Origin of the sequence: Pseudomonas sp. DR48 (genome assembly GCF_019823085.1) — a bacterium.
Classification (GTDB): Bacteria; Pseudomonadota; Gammaproteobacteria; order Pseudomonadales; family Pseudomonadaceae; genus Aquipseudomonas.
Window position 1 is genome coordinate 3980738 of sequence record NZ_CP081946.1, and the last position, 17402, is coordinate 3998139.

A 17402-nucleotide genomic window follows, 5' to 3' on the forward strand; every position below is an offset into this window, starting at 1 on the left:
AACAGCCGTACAGTCGTGTTGCCACCATCCATTGTGTACAATCGCAGTGTTTTTTACGCGATACTTGCCAGCGACCCACTGTGCCGTATTACAGTCACGGTCAATTCGCCGCAGTTCTCCCGACTCGAGTGCCCATGAACGAACAGTTGCAACCCCTAAAGAAACAACCGCGAGCAGGCAAAGCCGGCCGCAGCGGTACCCAGGACGATATTGTCTACGCGCATATCTTCGAGGCCATCCTCGAACAGCGTCTGGCGCCCGGCACCAAGTTGAGCGAAGAAGCGCTGGGGGAAATTTTCGGGGTCAGTCGCACCATCATTCGCCGCGCGCTGTCGCGCCTGGCCCATGAAGGCGTCGTGCTGCTGCGTCCAAACCGTGGCGCGGTCGTTGCCAGCCCGAGTGTCGAAGAGGCCCGTCAGGTGTTCCTCGCGCGGCGTCTGGTGGAGCGGGCGATCACTGAGCTGGCCGTACAACACGCCACCGCCGAACAGATTGCCGAGTTGCGCCAGATGGTCAACGACGAACGCGACAGCTTCTCCCGTGGCGATCGTGGTGCCGGTATCCGTTTGTCGGGCGAGTTCCACCTGAAACTGGCCGAAGCGGCGAAAAACGCGCCACTGATCAGCTTCCAGCGCAGCCTGGTGTCCCAGACATCGTTGATCATTGCCCAGTATGAAAGCGGCAATCGCTCGCACTGTTCCTACGACGAGCACACCCAGCTGATCGACGCGATCGAAGCGCGCAACGGTGAGTTGGCAGTGAATCTGATGATGCATCACATGGATCACATCGACAGCAAACTCAACCTCGACGAAGAAAGTGCGTCGGATGACTTGCATGCGGTGTTCTCGCATTTGTTGCAGACCAAGAAGCCAGGGCGTCCTGCTGCGAAGCTCTGACACACCGAGGCGCGCCCTTCGCGAGCAAGCCCGCTCCCACTTGATCTCCAGCGACCACACTATTTGTGTAAGGCATAGATTCAATGTGGGAGCGGGCTTGCTCGCGAAGGCGGCCTCAACGACACAAAAAATCCCCCAGGCTGAAAAGCACTGGGGGATTTTTTATGGCCCGAAGAAAACTAGCGCTGATGCACCTGATTCCCCGCCGCGTACGTCTGCAGCACCGTCCGGTCATCCCCCAGCGTCATCAACACAAACAACGTTTCGGCGATGTTATTGGCCTGCTTCAAGCGATAGCTCAGCAGCGGCGTGGCGTTGTAGTCCAGCACCAGGAAGTCGGCGTCGGTGCCCGGTTGCAGGGTGCCGATCTTGTCTTCCAGGCGCAACGCGCGCGCGCCGCCCAGCGTCGCCAGGTACAGCGATTTGAACGGGCTCAGCCGCGCGCCTTGCAGCTGCATGACTTTGTAGGCTTCGTTCAACGTTTGCAGGATCGAGAAGCTGGTGCCACCACCCACGTCCGTGCCCACACCGACATTCAGTTTGTGCTTCTCGGCCATCGGCAGGTTGAACAGGCCGCTGCCGAGGAAGAAGTTCGAGGTCGGGCAGAAGGCGATGGCCGAGCCGGTTTGCGCCAGTCGTGCGCATTCGTCGTCGCACAGGTGCACGCCGTGGGCAAACACCGAGCGCTCGCCGAGCAGTTTGTAGTGGTCGTAGACGTCGAGGTAACCCTTGCGCTCCGGGAACAGCTCCTTGACCCATTCAACTTCCTTGAGGTTTTCGCTGATGTGGGTCTGCATGTACAGGTCTGGGTATTCGCTGAGCAACTGACCGGCGAGGGTCAGTTGTTCCGGGGTGCTGGTCGGCGCGAAGCGTGGGGTGACCGCGTAATGCAGGCGGCCCTTGCCGTGCCAGCGCTCGATCAGCGCCTTGCTTTCGACGTAGCTGGATTCAGCGGTGTCGGTCAGGTAGTCCGGCGCGTTGCGGTCCATCATCACCTTGCCGGCGATCATCCGCAGGTCCAGCTGTTCGGCGGCTTCGAAGAACGAATTCACCGATTGCGGGTGCACGCTGCCAAACACCAGCGCGGTGGTGGTGCCGTTTCGCAGCAGTTCCTTGATGAAAATGTCCGCGACTTCATCGGCGTGGGCCTTGTCGGCGAACTGGCTTTCGCACGGGAAGGTGTAAGTGTTGAGCCAGTCGAGCAACTGCTCGCCATAGGCCCCGACCATGCCGGTTTGGGGCAGGTGAATGTGGGTGTCGATGAAGCCGGGGGTGATCAACGCGTCCTGATAATGGGTGATTTCAATATCGGCCGATAAGTTCGGCAGCAATTCGCTGGCGTGACCGAGGGCGCTGATCTGGCCGTTTTCGACCACCAGCAAGCCATCTTCGAAATACTCATAGGAGGCTTCGATGCCCACTTCGGCGGGGTCGGCGATGCTGTGCAGGATGGCGGCGCGGTAGGCTTTACGAGTGAAAGGCATGTGGTTTCTCAACGTGTGGCTTGGCTGCGGCGTGAAGCAGGCAGCAGTTTGGCAATTGATGATCCGGCGCTGGCAGTGTGCTGGCCGAAATCCGCGTTATAGGTGGCGATGATCTCGCCGGCGATGGAGATGGCGATTTCCACAGGCAACTTGCCTTTGACTTCGCCGATGCCCATCGGGCAGCGCATGCGTTGCAGCACGCTGCTGTCAAAACCGCGCTCGCGCAGGCGATGCTCGAACTTCACCCGTTTGGTCTTCGAACCGATCAGGCCGAAGTAGGCGAAGTCATTGCGCTTGAGGATGGCGGCGGTGAGTTCGAGGTCGAGCTGGTGGTTGTGCGTCATGACGATGCAGTAGCTGCCGGCGGGCAGGTCGTCGACTTCGTCCACCGGTTCTTCGCTGACAATCTTGCGTACGCCATGAGGGATGTGTTCAGGGAATTCGTCTTCCCGGGAATCGATCCAGCGCACGCGGCAGGGCAGGCCGGCGAGCAATGGCACCAATGCGCGACCCACATGACCGGCGCCGAACACGGCGATCTGCGCCTGGACCTGGCCCATCGGTTCGAACAGCAAAACGGTCACGCCGCCGCAGCACTGGCCAAGGCTGGCGCCGAGGCTGAAGCGCTCCAGATGGGTGTCCTGCTTGCCGCTCGCGAGCATCTCGCGGGCGATTTGCATGGCTTTGTATTCCAGGTGCCCGCCACCGATGGTGTCGAAGGTCTGGGTGGCGCTGATGACCATCTTCGAGCCGGCATTGCGCGGCGTCGAGCCGAGCTCTTCGATGATGGTCACCAACACACAGGGTTCACCCCGGGATTGCAGGTCGGCGAGGGCGTCGATCCAGTTGTACATATTCACCTCAACATCTCTGTAGTCTGTTCGGGCCTCATCGCTAGCAGGCCAGCTCCCACAGTTGATCGCATTCTCCTGTGGGAGCTAGCCTGCTGGCGATTGGCCGCGCCTCGGTCTTACAGCGAAGCCAACTCGGCTTCAGCCTCCGCAGGCTTCAAAGCCTTCAACTGGCGCATCTGCTCACAACCCCACAACACCCGCTCCGGCGTCGCCGGTGCGTCGATCTTCGGTTGATGCTTGTAATCGCCCAGGCTCGCCACCGCGTCCTTGATCGCACACCACGAGGCGATACCAAGCATGAACGGCGGCTCACCCACAGCCTTGGAATGGAACACCGTGTCTTCCGGGTTCTTGCGGTTTTCCACCAGCTTCACCCGCAGGTCCAGCGGCATGTCGGCCACCGCCGGGATCTTGTAGCTGGCCGGGCCGTTGGTCATCAATTTGCCCTTGGCATTCCAGACCAGCTCTTCCATGGTCAGCCAGCCCATGCCCTGGATGAAACCGCCCTCGACCTGACCGATGTCGATGGCCGGGTTCAGCGAGGCGCCGACGTCGTGGAGGATGTCGGTACGCAGCATCTTGTACTCGCCAGTCAGGGTGTCGACGATCACCTCGCAACAGGCCGCGCCAAAGGCGTAGTAGTAGAACGGCCGACCCCGCGCCTGGCTGCGGTCGTAGAAGATTTTCGGAGTCTTGTAGAACCCGGTGCTGGACAACGACACCTGAGCGAAATACGCCTGCTGGATCAGCGCCTCGAAGGTCAGGATGTGATCGCGAATCCGCACGTGGCCGTTGTGAAATTCCACGTCTTCTTCGCTGACCTTGTACTGCCGCGCGGCGAATTCGATCAGGCGTTTCTTGATGATTTCAGCGGCGTTCTGCGCGGCTTTACCGTTCAGGTCTGCGCCGCTGGAAGCCGCGGTCGGTGAGGTGTTCGGCACCTTGTCGGTGTTGGTTGCGGTGATCTGCACGCGGTCCATTTCAACCTGGAACACCTCGGCCACAACCTGCGCGACTTTGGTGTTCAAACCCTGGCCCATTTCGGTGCCGCCATGGTTCAGGTGGATGCTGCCGTCGGTGTAGACGTGGATCAGCGCGCCGGCCTGGTTGAGGAAGCTGGCGGTGAAGGAAATACCGAATTTGACCGGGGTCAGCGCCAGGCCTTTTTTCAGGATCGGGCTGTTGGCGTTGTAGCGACGGATCGCTTCGCGGCGCTCAAAGTACTGGCTGCTTTCTTCCAGTTCGGCGGTCATTTCCTCGAGCATGTTGTGCTCGACGGTCTGGTAGTAATGGGTGACGTTGCGCTCGGTCTTGCCATAGTAGTTGGCCTTGCGCACGGCCAGCGGGTCGAGGCCAAGATGACGGGCGATGGCGTCCATCACTTCTTCAATCGCGACCATGCCTTGCGGGCCACCGAAACCACGATACGCCGTGTTCGACGCGGTGTTGGTCTTGCAGCGGTGACCGTTGATGGTCGCATCGCCCAGGTAGTACGAGTTGTCGGCGTGGAACATCGCACGGTCGACAATCGACGCCGACAGGTCCGGCGAGCAACCGCAGTTGCCGGCCAGTTCCAGGGCGATGCCGTGCAGGCGGCCGGTGCTGTCAAAGCCGACGTCGTACTCGACGTAGAAAGGGTGACGCTTGCCGGTCATCAGCATGTCTTCGACCCGCGGCAGACGCATTTTGGTCGGCTGCCCCGTCAGGTGCGCAATCACCGCGCACAGGCATGCCGGGCTCGCCGCCTGGGTTTCCTTGCCGCCGAAGCCACCGCCCATGCGGCGCATGTCGACGACGATTTTGTTCATCGATACGTCAAGCACCTCGGCGACAAGCTTCTGCACTTCAGTCGGGTTCTGGGTCGAGCAGTAAACGATCATGCCGCCGTCTTCGGTCGGCATCACCGAAGAGATCTGGGTTTCGAGGTAGAAGTGTTCCTGGCCGCCGATGTGCAGCGTGCCCTGGATGCGATGTTCGGCGGTTGCCAAGGCGCCAGCCGAATCGCCGCGCTGATGGGTGTGGCTGTCGAGCACGAAATGGCGTTTGCGCAGGGCTTCGACCACGTCCAGCACCGGCTCGAGATCTTCGTATTCGATGATCGCGGCCATCGCGGCTTTGCGTGCGGTTTCCAGGTCTTTCGCCGCGACGGCCACCACGGGCTGCCCGACGAATTGCACCGTATCGATGGCCAGCAATGGATCGCCCGGCAGCAACGGGCCGATGTCTTTCAGGCCCGGCACGTCTTCGTGGGTGATGGCAATGCGTACACCTTCAAAGGCGTAGCAGGGCTTGGTGTCGATGCTGATGATTTTCGCGTGCGCGCGGTCCGACAGGCGTGCGTAAACATGCAGCTGGTTCGGAAACTCCAGGCGGTCGTCGATGTACTGCGCTTCACCGGACACGTGCTTGGCGGCGCTGTCGTGCTTGACGCTGCGGCCGACGCCGGTGGTCAGGTCCTTGGCGAACAGTTCAGCCAGTTCGGCTTGGGTCTTCTCTACAGCGTGATGATTAGACATAAGCGGTCACCCGAGTCTCGATGTGCGGTGTTTGCAGTTCGATGAAGTATTTACGCAGCAGGTTCTGCGCGCTGAGCAGGCGATATTCCTTGCTGGCGCGGAAGTCCGAGAGCGGCGTGAAATCTTCGGCCAGTGCGGCACAGGCGCGTTCGACGGTGGCGTTGTTGAACGGTGAACCGAGCAACACGGCTTCGCAGTGGCTGGCGCGTTTCGGAATCGCCGCCATGCCACCGAAGGCGACACGGGCATCAGCGACCATGCCGTTGTCGATGCGCAGGTTGAACGCGGCGCAGACGGCGGAAATGTCATCGTCCAGACGCTTGGACACCTTGTAGGCGCGGAACAATTGTTCCGCGCTGGCACGGGGCACGATGATCTTTTCGATGAACTCGCTTTCCTGGCGCGCGGTGACGCGGTAATCGATGAAGTAATCTTCCAGCGCCATCGTGCGGCGGGTTTCGCCTTTGCACAAAACGATCTGCGCGCCCAGGGCAATCAGCAGCGGTGGCGAATCACCGATGGGCGAGGCGTTGCCGATGTTGCCGCCGAGGGTGCCCTGGTTGCGGATCTGCAAGGACGCGAAGCGTTGCAGCAGTTCGCCGAAATCCGGGTATTCGGCTTTCAAGGCGTCGTAGCAATCGGAGAGGGTGGTCGCGGCGCCGATTTCCAGGCGATCGTCGAAGCGCTCGATGCGCTTCATTTCGACGACATTGCCCACATAAATCATCACCGGCAGCGTGCGGTGGAACTGGGTGACTTCCAGCGCCAGGTCCGTCCCGCCAGCCAGCAGGCGCGCCTGTGGATAAGCGTCGTAGAGGTCGGCCAGATCGGCCACGGTCAGCGGCACCAGGCAACGCTTGTCGCCACTGTTGAGTTCGCCGATGTCGGTGGGGGCGATGGCCTTCAGGCGTGCGATGGTCTCGGCTTCACGGGCGTCGAACTGGTCCGGCTGCTTGGCGCAGCAGGATTGCTCGGCGGCTTGCAGGATCGGCCGATAGCCGGTGCAGCGGCAGAGGTTGCCGGCCAGTGCTTCGTGAGCCTTGTGCGAGTCGGGTTGATCGCTGTTCTTTTGCAGCGCAAACAACGACATCACGAAGCCCGGGGTGCAGAAGCCGCATTGCGAGCCGTGACACTCGACCATGGCTTTCTGCACGCTGTGCAGCTCGCCCTGGTGCTTGAGGTCTTCGACGCTGATCAATTGTTTGCCATGCAATGACGAGACGAACGTCAGGCACGAGTTGAGGCTGCGATAGCGAATGTGTTCGCGGCCATCGTCATCCGTTTGCAGCTCGCCGACCACCACGGTGCAGGCGCCACAGTCACCGCTGGCGCAGCCTTCTTTGGTGCCGGGCTTGCCCACATGGTCGCGCAGATAATTGAGCACGGTCAGGTTTGGGTCCAGGGCGTGCTCGCTACGGAGTTCCTGGTTAAGTAAAAACTGGATCACGGAAGGCCTCGCAGACTCATTATTGTTGTTAACCGACTTGACCCGAATTTATCAGGTCTGACTTTGCGGTCAATGATTTTCTGACTTAAAGGTCAGGAAATGGCATTTTGTCGATCAACGACTCGTTTCTTCATTATTGACCCTCGCGGGATAGCTTGCCTTTTGCGTGATTCGTGCCAAAAACCGCTGAGTGGGCACTCCGCCATGACCCTTCATGTGCGCTACACTGCGCCGCTTGTACAGATCGAAGAATTTGAAGGACACCCATGACGTTCAAGGCGCCGGACAGCCTCGCCGAGCAAATCGCCCATCACCTCGCCGAACGCATCATTCGTGGCGAAATGAAGCCGGGAGAGCGCATCCAGGAACAGAAGGTCACGCTGGCCCTCAATGTCAGCCGCGGATCGGTCCGTGAGGCATTGCTGATCCTCGAACGCCGCCACCTGATTGCGATCCTGCCGCGACGGGGCGCGCATGTCACCGAGCTCACGACCCACAAGGTCCAGAGCCTGTGCGCGCTGATGAGCGAACTTTACATTCTGCTCGGCAACGCCGTAGCCAGCGGCTGGAAAGTCCAGGCCGACATGGCGCCGTTCGTGCAGATCCAGCAGCGCCTGGCCGCCAGCTATGAGCGACAGGACATCCGCACCTTCGTTGACGACAGCTTCAACGTGATGCGTGCTGCGTACCCGTTTGCCAACAACCCTTATTTGCAGGAAACCGTCGAAAATCTGCAGCCGGCCATGAGCCGCGCGTATTTTCTCGCCCTGGACCAGCGCAAAGCGTCGATGAGCGAATTTCTTGAGCTGTTCGAACGCCTGCTGGCGGCGGTGCTGGCCCGGGACTTTGCGCAGATTCGCGAAGTGCTGACGGCTTACGGCCAGCGCAGCTGCGATCTGGTGGTTTCCGCCCTGACGGACGCTTAAGCGTGCGGCTAAAGTGCATCAAGCTGGCGGGGTTCAAATCCTTCGTCGACCCGACCACGGTGAACTTCCCCAGCAACATGGCGGCCGTCGTCGGGCCCAATGGCTGCGGAAAGTCGAACATCATCGACGCCGTACGTTGGGTGATGGGCGAAAGCTCGGCGAAGAACCTGCGTGGCGAGTCGATGACCGACGTCATCTTCAACGGTTCGACCAGCCGCAAGCCGGTGAGCCAGGCCAGCATCGAGTTGGTGTTCGATAACTCCGACGGCACGTTGCTCGGTGAATACGCCGCCTATGCGGAAATTTCCATTCGCCGCAAAGTGACCCGCGACAGCCAGACTACTTACTACCTCAACGGCACCAAGTGCCGGCGCCGCGATATCACCGACATCTTCCTCGGCACCGGCCTGGGCCCGCGCAGCTATTCGATTATCGAACAGGGGATGATCTCCAAGCTGATCGAGTCGAAGCCCGAAGACCTGCGCAACTTTATTGAAGAAGCGGCGGGCATTTCCAAATACAAGGAGCGCCGGCGCGAGACTGAAAACCGTATCCGCCGCACCCACGAAAACCTGGCCCGCCTGACCGATCTGCGCGAAGAACTCGAACGCCAGCTCGAACGCTTGCACCGCCAGGCCGAGGCCGCCAGGAAGTATCAGGAATACAAAGGCGAGGAGCGTCAGCTCAAGGCCCAACTGTCGGCCCTGCGCTGGCAGGCATTGAACGAACAGGTCGGTCAGCGCGAAGCGATCATCGGTAATCAGGAAGTCACGTTCGAAGCGTTGGTCGCCGAGCAGCGCAACGCCGACGCGGCCATCGAGCGCTTGCGTGACGGGCACCATGACCTGTCCGAACGCTTCAATCTGGTGCAGGGGCGTTTCTATTCGGTCGGTGGCGATATCGCTCGGGTCGAACAGAGCATCCAGCACGGCCAGCAGCGTTTGCGGCAGTTGCAGGACGATCTCAAAGAAGCCGAGCGCGCGCGTCTGGAAACCGAATCTCACTTGGGCCACGACCGCACTTTGCTGCTGACCCTCGGCGAAGAGCTGGACATGCTCACCCCCGAGCAGGAAGTGACTAGCGCAGCCGCCGAAGAAGCCGCCGCTGCGCTGGAAGAATCTGAAACCACCATGCACGCGTGGCAGGAGCAGTGGGACACGTTCAACCTCACCGCCGCTGAACCGCGTCGCCAGTCTGAAGTGCAGCAATCGCGCATCCAGCAGCTGGAAACCAGCATGGAGCGTTTGGCCGACCGCCAGAAGCGCCTGGGCGAAGAACGTGCGTTGCTCTCGGCGGACCCGGAAGACGCGGCGATCATGGAACTCAGCGAGCAGTTGGCCGCGTCCGAGGCCACGCTTGAAGATTTACAAGCCAGCGAAGAAGCCCAGGTCGAACGCCTTGAGCAACTGCGCCAGGAATTGCAGCTTGCCCTGCAAAACCAGCAACAGGCCCAAGGCGACTTGCAGCGCCTCAACGGTCGTCTTGCATCGCTTGAAGCGTTGCAGCAAGCGGCACTCGATCCAGGCACCGGCACCGCTGAATGGCTGCGCGATCAGCATCTGGCCGACCGTCCGCGCCTGGCTGAGGGCCTGAAAGTCGAAGCGGGTTGGGAGCTGGCGGTGGAAACCGTGCTGGGCGCCGACCTGCAAGCGGTGCTGGTGGACGATTTCGGCGACTTCGATCTGGCCGGTTTTGCCCAAGGCGATTTGCGCTTGCTCAGCCCGGCCAGTGATGGCGTGCGGGTGCCGGGCAGCCTGCTCGATAAAGTTGAAGCCCCTGTTGATCTGTCGCCCTGGTTGGGTCAGGTCAAACCGGTCGACACCCTTGAGCAGGCCTTGGCTTTGCGCGGCACACTGGCCGCCGGTGAGAGCCTGATCAGTCGCGATGGCTACTGGGTCGGCCGGCATTTTTTACGTGTGCGCCGGGCCAGCGAAGCGGAAAGCGGCGTGCTCGCCCGTGGCCAGGAAATCCAGCGTCTGACCCAGGAGCGCGAAGAGCGCGAAGCCACGGTCGAAACCCTCGAAACGAAATTGCAAAACCTGCGGGCGCAACAGCGTCAGCAGGAGAACGGTCGCGAGCACTTGCGTCGTTTGCTGCAAGACGAAGCGCGTCAGCAAGGCGAGTTGAAGGCGCAGTTATCCGCCGGCAAAGCCAAGGCCGAGCAACTGACCTTGCGCCGTACACGCTTGGATGAAGAGCTCACCGAACTGGCCGAGCAGCGCGCGCTGGAACACGAAAACATCGGCGAGGCGCGTCTGCAGTTGCAGGAAGCCCTCGACGCCATGGCGCTGGACACCGAGCAGCGCGAGTTGCTGCTGGCCCAGCGCGACAGCCTGCGCGAGCGACTTGATCGCGTGCGTCAGGAAGCCCGGCAGCACAAGGATCACGCCCATCAGCTGGCGGTGCGTCTGGGCTCGCTCAAGGCGCAACATGACTCCACACGTCAGGCACTTGAACGACTGGAAATGCAGTCCGAGCGCCTGACCGAAAAACGCGAACAACTGAGTCTCAATCTGGAGGAGGGCGAGGCACCACTGGAAGAGTTGCGCTTGAAACTCGAAGAGTTGCTCGACAAGCGCATGACCGTTGACGAAGAACTCAAGACCGCGCAAATCGCATTGGAAGACGCCGACCGCGAACTGCGCGACGCCGAGAAACGCCGTCACCAGGCCGAACAGCAGTCGCAGTTGATTCGGGGTCAGATGGAAACCCAGCGCATGGAATGGCAAGCCCTGACCGTGCGCCGCAAGACCCTCGAAGATCAATTGCTGGAAGACGGCTACGACCTTCACGGCGTGCTCGCCACGCTGACGACCGAGGCCAACGAGAAGGACGCCGAGGAAGAACTTGAACGCATTGCCGCACGCATTCAGCGTCTCGGTGCGATCAACCTGGCGGCCATCGACGAATACACGCAACAATCCGAGCGCAAACGTTATCTGGACGCGCAGAACGACGATCTGGTGGAAGCACTCGACACCCTCGAGAACGTGATTCGCAAGATCGACAAGGAAACCCGCAACCGCTTCAAAGATACCTTTGATCAGATCAATGGCGGTTTACAGGCTCTTTTCCCGAAAGTTTTCGGTGGAGGACGCGCGTATTTGGAACTGACGGGCGAAGATCTACTCGATACAGGGGTAACGATCATGGCGCAGCCGCCAGGAAAGAAGAACAGCACCATCCATTTGCTCTCCGGTGGCGAAAAAGCCCTGACGGCATTGGCCCTGGTGTTTGCCATCTTCAAATTGAATCCGGCGCCGTTCTGCATGCTTGATGAAGTTGACGCACCACTGGACGACGCTAACGTGGGACGCTACGCACGCTTGGTTAAAGAGATGTCGGAAACGGTGCAATTCATCTACATCACCCACAACAAGATCGCCATGGAAATGGCCGATCAACTGATGGGGGTGACGATGCACGAACCTGGTTGCTCGCGTCTGGTGGCGGTGGATGTCGAAGAGGCAATGGCGATGGTGGACGCCTAGCGGCGCAGTTAGAAGCCATAAGCCTCAAGCTTCAAGAGCAGTGACTTGAGGCTTTAAGCTTGAGACTTTTAGCTTGAGCTGCGCATGCCATGCGTCTGTACGGGTTGTTGAATGAAGATGGCAAATCGACACAATTTGCGCAGCGATTTTGACAGACGGTGTAAAGTTACCTTTGGTCGTGCTAGTTTAATGTCAATTTTTCGTATACGTGGGCAAAACGCCTGTCAGAACATAGAGTTGGCGCCACGTTTTAAAGCGGTTTACGAGTTGTAAACCCCTTATTTTTCAGCATTTTTTATAGAGGCACGGGATTAAATGGAAATCGGTCTGCGCGAGTGGCTGATCGTCATCGGCATTATTGTCATTGCCGGTATTCTTTTCGATGGCTGGCGTCGCATGCGCGGCGGCAAGGGAAAACTGAAATTCCGTCTTGACCGAAGTTTATCCAACCTGCCGGACGAGGACACCAGCGCCGAGCTGTTGGGCCCGCCTCGTGTGCTGGATACGCATAAAGAACCGCAGTTGGATGAGCATGATCTGCCGTCCGTGAGCATGCCGGCCCGGGAACCCCGCGAATCGGGTTCCAAGCGCGGCAAGCGTGGCCATGGCGAGCCGTCCCAGGGCGACATGAACCTCAGCCTGGACCTCGATGGCGGCCCGAGCTTCAGCAGCCGTGACGATGACTTCCCGGATGACAGCAAATCGTCGCCTTCGGTCAGCGACAAGGAACAACCGCAAGCCGAAGAAGTGCTGGTGATCAGTGTTATCTGCCGTGATGCGGCAGGCTTCAAGGGCCCGGCGTTGTTGCAGAACATTCTGGAAAGCGGTCTGCGTTTCGGCGAGATGGATATCTTCCACCGTCACGAAAGCATGGCCGGCAATGGCGAAGTCCTGTTCTCCATGGCCAATGCGGTCAAGCCGGGCGTGTTCGATCTGGACGACATCGACCATTTCAGCACGCCAGCCGTAAGCTTTTTCCTCGGTCTGCCAGGTCCGCGTCATCCGAAACAGGCTTTCGACGTGATGGTTGCCGCGGCACGCAAGCTGTCCCAGGAGCTGAACGGTGAACTCAAGGACGATCAGCGCAGCGTGCTGACCGCCCAGACCATCGAGCACTACCGTCAGCGCATCGTTGAATTCGAACGCCGCGCCCTGACCCAGAAACGATAAAGGCAAAAGATCGCAGCCTCGTTGCACTCGACAGCTCCTACAGGATGGACGCATTCCAATGTAGGAGCTGTCGAGTGAAACGAGGCTGCGATCTCTTGATCTGGATGAAATGAGATTGAGCAGCCACGGCTGCTCTTTTGCTTTATGAGAGAACACCCATGACCGCCGCCAAAACCCGCATTCTAGAGCTGCGTGCCGAGCTTGATCAGCACAACTATCGCTATCACGTGCTGGATGAACCGAGCATTCCGGACGCCGAATACGATCGGTTGTTCCACGAACTCAAGGCCCTTGAAGCGGCGCATCCCGAACTGATCACCAGCGACTCGCCGACCCAGCGTGTGGGCAGCGCGGCGTTGTCGGCGTTCACGCAAGTGCGTCATGAAGTGCCGATGCTCAGCCTCGGCAACGCCTTTGAAGAAACCGACATGCGCGAATTCGATCGCCGCGTGACGGAAGGCCTGGATCTGCCGGCCGGCGACTTGTTTGGCGGCGGCGCGGCGGTGGAATACAGCTGCGAGCCGAAGCTCGATGGCCTGGCGGTCAGCCTGTTGTATCAGGACGGTGTGCTGGTGCGCGGCGCCACGCGCGGCGATGGCACCACCGGCGAAGACATCAGCGTCAATGTGCGCACCGTGCGCAATATTCCACTCAAGCTGCAAGGCACCGGCTGGCCCGCGACTCTCGAAGTGCGCGGTGAAGTGTTCATGTCCAAGGCCGGTTTCGAACGCCTGAACGCCACGCAACTTGAAGTGGGCGGCAAGACCTTCGCCAACCCGCGCAACGCGGCGGCAGGCAGCTTGCGGCAGCTGGATTCGAAGATCACCGCCAATCGTCCTCTGGAGTTCTGCTGCTACGGCATCGGCCAGGTGTCGGAAGATATCGCCGATACGCACATCGGTAATCTCAAACAGCTTCAGGCATGGGGCCTGCCGATCAGTCGCGAGTTGAAACTGGCGCACGGCATCGATGAATGCCTGGATTACTACCGCGACATCGGTGAGCGCCGTAACGGGCTGGCCTACGAAATCGACGGGGTGGTGTTCAAGGTCAACAGCATCGCCTCCCAGCGTGAACTGGGTTTCCGCGCTCGCGAACCGCGCTGGGCCATCGCGCACAAGTTTCCAGCGATGGAAGAGCTTACCGAATTGCTCGACGTGGAATTCCAGGTGGGCCGCACCGGTGCCGTGACGCCGGTGGCGCGCTTGAAACCGGTCAAGGTCGCCGGCGTTACCGTGGCCAATGCAACGTTGCACAACATGGATGAAGTGGCACGCCTGGGCCTGATGATCGGCGACACCGTGATCATCCGTCGCGCAGGCGACGTGATTCCGCAAGTGGTGCAAGTGGTCATGGAGCGTCGCCCGGAAACCGCGCGGCCGGTACAGATTCCGCAACAATGTCCGGTCTGCGGCTCGCACGTCGAGCGCACGCAGCTGGTCAAGCGCAGCAAGGGGCGCGAGACCGTCAGCGAAGGCGCGGTCTATCGTTGTGTCGGTCGACTGGCCTGCGGTGCGCAACTCAAGCAGGCGATCATTCACTTCGTGTCGCGCCGTGCCATGGACATCGAAGGCCTGGGCGAGAAGAGCGTCGAGCAGTTGGTCGATGAAGGCCTGGTGAGTTCGCCGGCCGATCTGTACGCCCTGACGTTTGAGCAGGTTGTCGACCTGGAAGGTTTTGCCGAGCTGTCGAGCAAGAACCTGCTCAGCGCCATTGAAGACAGCAAGCGCCCGAGCCTTGCACGGTTTATCTACGCCCTCGGGATTCCTGATGTCGGCGAAGAGACGGCCAAGGTGCTGGCGCGCTCTCTCGGCTCGCTGGAACGGGTTCAGCAGGCATTGCCGCAAGTGCTCACGTATTTGCCGGATGTCGGCCTGGAAGTGGCACACGAGATTCACAGCTTCTTTGAAGATGCGCATAACCAGCAGGTGATCAAGGATCTACTCAAGCATGGCCTGCAGATTCAGGATCAGGGCGAGCTGGGCGCAGAGTTTGCTGCGAGCACTACGCTGGGCGGCTTCCTCGACAAGTTGAACATTCCTTCGGTCGGACCGGGTGGTGCGCAGAAGTTGGCGGACAAGTTTGGTTCGCTGGAAGCGGTCATGAGCGCCGACTGGCTGGACATGCGCCAGGCGTTGCCCGAGAAGCAGGCCAATTCGGTTCGCGAGTTTTTTGCAGTCGCTGAAAATCGTCAGCTCGCTGAAGCCGCTGAAAAGCAGCTGCGCGATTTCGGCATGCATTGGCAGAGCGAGAAAAAAGTCGTCGAAGGATTGCCGCTGGCCGGGCAGACCTGGGTGCTGACCGGTTCGCTGGAATTGATGAGCCGCGATGTCGCCAAGGACAAGCTCGAGAGCCTGGGTGCCAAAGTGGCCGGTTCGGTATCGGCCAAGACTCATTGCGTGGTGGCTGGGCCGGGGGCTGGCTCCAAGCTGGCCAAGGCCAATGAGCTGGGGTTGAAGGTTCTGGATGAAGAGGCGTTTGTCGAGTTTTTGCGCCAGCACGATATTTCGGTGTGATGCCATTCGCGAGCAAGCCCGCTCCCACATTTAACTGAGTTCTCCCTGTAAGAATGCGATCAAATGTGGGAGCGGGCTTGCCCGCGAAGGCGATAGTTGTATTGCGCAAAAAACCGGGAACGATCGACGGCCATTCATGATCTAGTCTTGGCAAGCCCCAGGGAGAGATCGTCATGTACCGCTTCTTCGAACAGCTCAGTACACGCATTGCCGCGCCTTTCATCGGCGAAAGTTCGCGTAACAGCAAAATCTGGCACTGCCGCTGCGGCCAGTCGCTGTTCTTTCGCAACAGTCAGTGCCTGGCCTGTTCGGCGGCGTTGGGTTATCAGCCGGAGCAGAGTCGTTTGTCTTCGCTGCAACCAGGTGTGCAAGCCGATACATGGTTGCTCGATGCCGATCCCGAGGCGGGAGTGTTCCGTCGCTGCGCCAACCTCGATTCGCCGGCGGCGTGCAACTGGCTGCTGCCGGCCAACGATAACGATGCGTTGTGCATCGCCTGTAGTTTGAATCGAACCATCCCTGATCTGTCGATTGCCGAAAACCATGAACGCTGGCGCAAGGTGGAAACCGCCAAGCGTCGTCTGGTCGCGCAGTTGATCAGTCTTGGTTTGCAGGTCATCCCCAAAACCCTTGACGAAGACACCGGCCTGGCGTTCGATTTCATTGGTGTCGACCTTGAAGGCAACGCGCCAACCACCGGTCACGCCAACGGCCTGATCACCCTCGATATCAAGGAAGCCGACGACGCTCATCGTGAGCAGGTCCGGGTGCAAATGCACGAGCCCTATCGCACGCTGCTGGGGCATTTTCGGCATGAGGTCGGGCATTATTATTGGGACCGGCTGATCGCCAACAGTCACTGGCTGGAACCGTTCCGCGGTTTGTTCGGCGACGAGCGGGCGAGCTACGCCGAGGCCCTCGAACGGCATTACCAGCAAGGTGCGCCGCTCGACTGGCAGCAACAAGCCGTCAGCGCATACGCCACCATGCATCCGTGGGAAGACTGGGCCGAAACCTGGGCGCACTATCTGCACATGATGGATGCGGTGGATACGGCGCTGGGGTTTGGCATGAGCGCGAGGGAAATGGATTTCGATTACCAGCCGTTTCCGTCCAGCGTCCTCTACGATCCACAACATCCCGGCGGTGCGGCGTTCCTGTCGTTCGTCAATGCGTGGATCGAACTGGCTGGCATGCTCAACGAGCTGTCGCGCAGCATGGGGCAGCCGGATTTCTATCCATTTGTCCTGCCGCCAGCGGTGATTGCCAAACTGCACTTCATTCACCTGGTGATCCAGGAAGAGGGCGGCAGGGTGGATGAGGTGCTGCAGGATCTCTAGCTGCACGCGGCTTCAATCTTCGATGTTGCGCAGGTATTGCATGTCCTTGAAGCAGCACAGATTTTTTAATCCGCACGAACGGTTGTAAGTTCTTCTCAGACAGGTACAATGGCGCGGCTCGCCGTCAGGTGAGCGTCGTTATGGTGACCCCATCGGTCCCCCCGCAACGATTACCCGTGAACCTGGTCAGATCCGGAAGGAAGCAGCCACAGCGGGAACATTGTGTGCCGGGGTGTGGCTGGTGGGGTTGCCTCCATAACGCACCGCGAGCCTTCTCTCGCGTTATCTTTTAAAAAAATACTTTTTACTGCCACGGGCGTTGTCCGGTGCGGTTTTTCGTCGTTTCCGATTTTCCACATGAGCACCCAAAGGAGGCCGGCCTGTTATATCAGACACGGAGCCTCCTTTTTCATGAGCGGCAGTTTTTCGCCGCTAAGGCTTGGACAAGGCCTGGTCAACCGCTGCGATCAGCTTTCCCAGATCCTTGGGGGTTGCTTTGTGTATGACACTGAACAAATACGCCCGCTGTTCATCTTCATCGCCTGAATCTGCAAAAAAGACTTTGAGCTTTACGTCCAGTGCATCAGCAAGCCGGAACAAGGCTTCAACGCTGGGCGTGTAGGTTCCGGTTTCAAAGCGGCTGATGGTTTTGGGGTCAAAACCGGTTTTTTCGCCGAGTTCAGCCTGAGTAAGCCCCGCGCCCTTGCGGTAACGTCGGATGGCCGGACCCAAACTTGAAATGTGCATCGCTCAATTCCC

General features: G+C 59.8%; 11 protein-coding genes and 1 other RNA gene. 7 read left to right on the forward strand and 5 right to left on the reverse strand.

The features are described 5' to 3' along the window. Window positions 1-134 precede the first annotated feature (134 nt). On the forward strand, window positions 135-899 hold the full coding sequence (locus tag K5K95_RS18030) for a GntR family transcriptional regulator (protein ID WP_090182016.1): 765 nt from the start codon (window positions 135-137) through the stop codon (window positions 897-899). Window positions 900-1078: 179 nt separating this feature from the next. Here K5K95_RS18030 and guaD read toward each other — a convergent pair whose 3' ends face one another. The 4 genes from guaD to xdhA form a co-directional block, all read right to left on the reverse strand. Next, window positions 1079-2383 carry a guanine deaminase gene (gene guaD, locus K5K95_RS18035; RefSeq protein ID WP_222585418.1) on the reverse strand — a complete coding sequence of 435 codons (1305 nt, stop codon included), beginning with the start codon at window positions 2381-2383 and terminating at the stop codon, window positions 1079-1081. Between the two features lie 8 nt (window positions 2384-2391). Next, on the reverse strand, window positions 2392-3237 hold the full coding sequence (gene xdhC / locus K5K95_RS18040) for a xanthine dehydrogenase accessory protein XdhC (RefSeq protein WP_222585419.1): 846 nt from the start codon (window positions 3235-3237) through the stop codon (window positions 2392-2394). Between the two features lie 116 nt (window positions 3238-3353). Further along, window positions 3354-5753: a xanthine dehydrogenase molybdopterin binding subunit gene (xdhB, locus tag K5K95_RS18045; RefSeq protein ID WP_222585420.1), complete on the reverse strand. Its 2400-nt coding sequence runs from the start codon at window positions 5751-5753 to the stop codon at window positions 3354-3356. Then, window positions 5746-7200, reverse strand: coding sequence for a xanthine dehydrogenase small subunit (xdhA, locus tag K5K95_RS18050; RefSeq protein ID WP_222585421.1), 1455 nt, complete (start codon window positions 7198-7200; stop codon window positions 5746-5748). Before xdhA ends, xdhB begins: the two co-directional genes overlap by 8 nt. Before the next feature lie 266 nt (window positions 7201-7466). Here xdhA and K5K95_RS18055 point away from each other — a divergent pair, with 266 nt between their 5' ends. From K5K95_RS18055 to ffs, 6 genes are all read left to right on the forward strand, one after another. After that, the gene (locus K5K95_RS18055; RefSeq protein WP_222585422.1) at window positions 7467-8126 is read left to right on the forward strand and encodes a GntR family transcriptional regulator; all 660 of its coding nucleotides are present in this window, start codon (window positions 7467-7469) and stop codon (window positions 8124-8126) included. Window positions 8127-8128: 2 nt separating this feature from the next. Then, the gene (gene smc / locus K5K95_RS18060; protein ID WP_222585423.1) at window positions 8129-11617 is read left to right on the forward strand and encodes a chromosome segregation protein SMC; all 3489 of its coding nucleotides are present in this window, start codon (window positions 8129-8131) and stop codon (window positions 11615-11617) included. Between the two features lie 315 nt (window positions 11618-11932). Continuing rightward, window positions 11933-12787 (forward strand): cell division protein ZipA, encoded by an 855-nt coding sequence (zipA, locus tag K5K95_RS18065; protein WP_222585424.1) that lies wholly within the window; start codon window positions 11933-11935, stop codon window positions 12785-12787. A gap of 158 nt (window positions 12788-12945) precedes the next feature. Further along, window positions 12946-15303 (forward strand): NAD-dependent DNA ligase LigA, encoded by a 2358-nt coding sequence (gene ligA, locus K5K95_RS18070; RefSeq protein WP_222585425.1) that lies wholly within the window; start codon window positions 12946-12948, stop codon window positions 15301-15303. Window positions 15304-15476: 173 nt separating this feature from the next. Continuing rightward, complete coding sequence (locus tag K5K95_RS18075; RefSeq protein WP_222585426.1) at window positions 15477-16643, forward strand: putative zinc-binding metallopeptidase; 1167 nt, start codon at window positions 15477-15479, stop codon at window positions 16641-16643. 150 nt (window positions 16644-16793) lie between these two features. Next, window positions 16794-16890, forward strand: an RNA gene (ffs, locus tag K5K95_RS18080) — signal recognition particle sRNA small type. 185 nt (window positions 16891-17075) lie between these two features. Here the strand turns inward: ffs and K5K95_RS18085 are convergent. Further along, window positions 17076-17390, reverse strand: coding sequence for a helix-turn-helix domain-containing protein (locus K5K95_RS18085; RefSeq protein ID WP_222585427.1), 315 nt, complete (start codon window positions 17388-17390; stop codon window positions 17076-17078). Between the last annotated feature and the right edge of the window lie 12 nt (window positions 17391-17402).

Excerpts from the sequence above, each read along its gene's own strand:
- guaD (WP_222585418.1), bottom strand. The coding sequence starts at position 2,383 with ATGCCTTTCACTCGTAAAGCCTACCGCGCCGCCATCCTGCACAGCATC.
- xdhC (WP_222585419.1), bottom strand. The coding sequence starts at position 3,237 with ATGTACAACTGGATCGACGCCCTCGCCGACCTGCAATCCCGGGGTGAA.
- xdhB (WP_222585420.1), bottom strand. The coding sequence starts at position 5,753 with ATGTCTAATCATCACGCTGTAGAGAAGACCCAAGCCGAACTGGCTGAA.
- zipA (WP_222585424.1), top strand. The coding sequence starts at position 11,933 with ATGGAAATCGGTCTGCGCGAGTGGCTGATCGTCATCGGCATTATTGTC.
- K5K95_RS18075 (WP_222585426.1), top strand. The coding sequence starts at position 15,477 with ATGTACCGCTTCTTCGAACAGCTCAGTACACGCATTGCCGCGCCTTTC.
- K5K95_RS18085 (WP_222585427.1), bottom strand. The coding sequence starts at position 17,390 with ATGCACATTTCAAGTTTGGGTCCGGCCATCCGACGTTACCGCAAGGGC.
- ligA (WP_222585425.1), top strand. The coding sequence starts at position 12,946 with ATGACCGCCGCCAAAACCCGCATTCTAGAGCTGCGTGCCGAGCTTGAT.
- K5K95_RS18055 (WP_222585422.1), top strand. The coding sequence starts at position 7,467 with ATGACGTTCAAGGCGCCGGACAGCCTCGCCGAGCAAATCGCCCATCAC.
- K5K95_RS18030 (WP_090182016.1), top strand. The coding sequence starts at position 135 with ATGAACGAACAGTTGCAACCCCTAAAGAAACAACCGCGAGCAGGCAAA.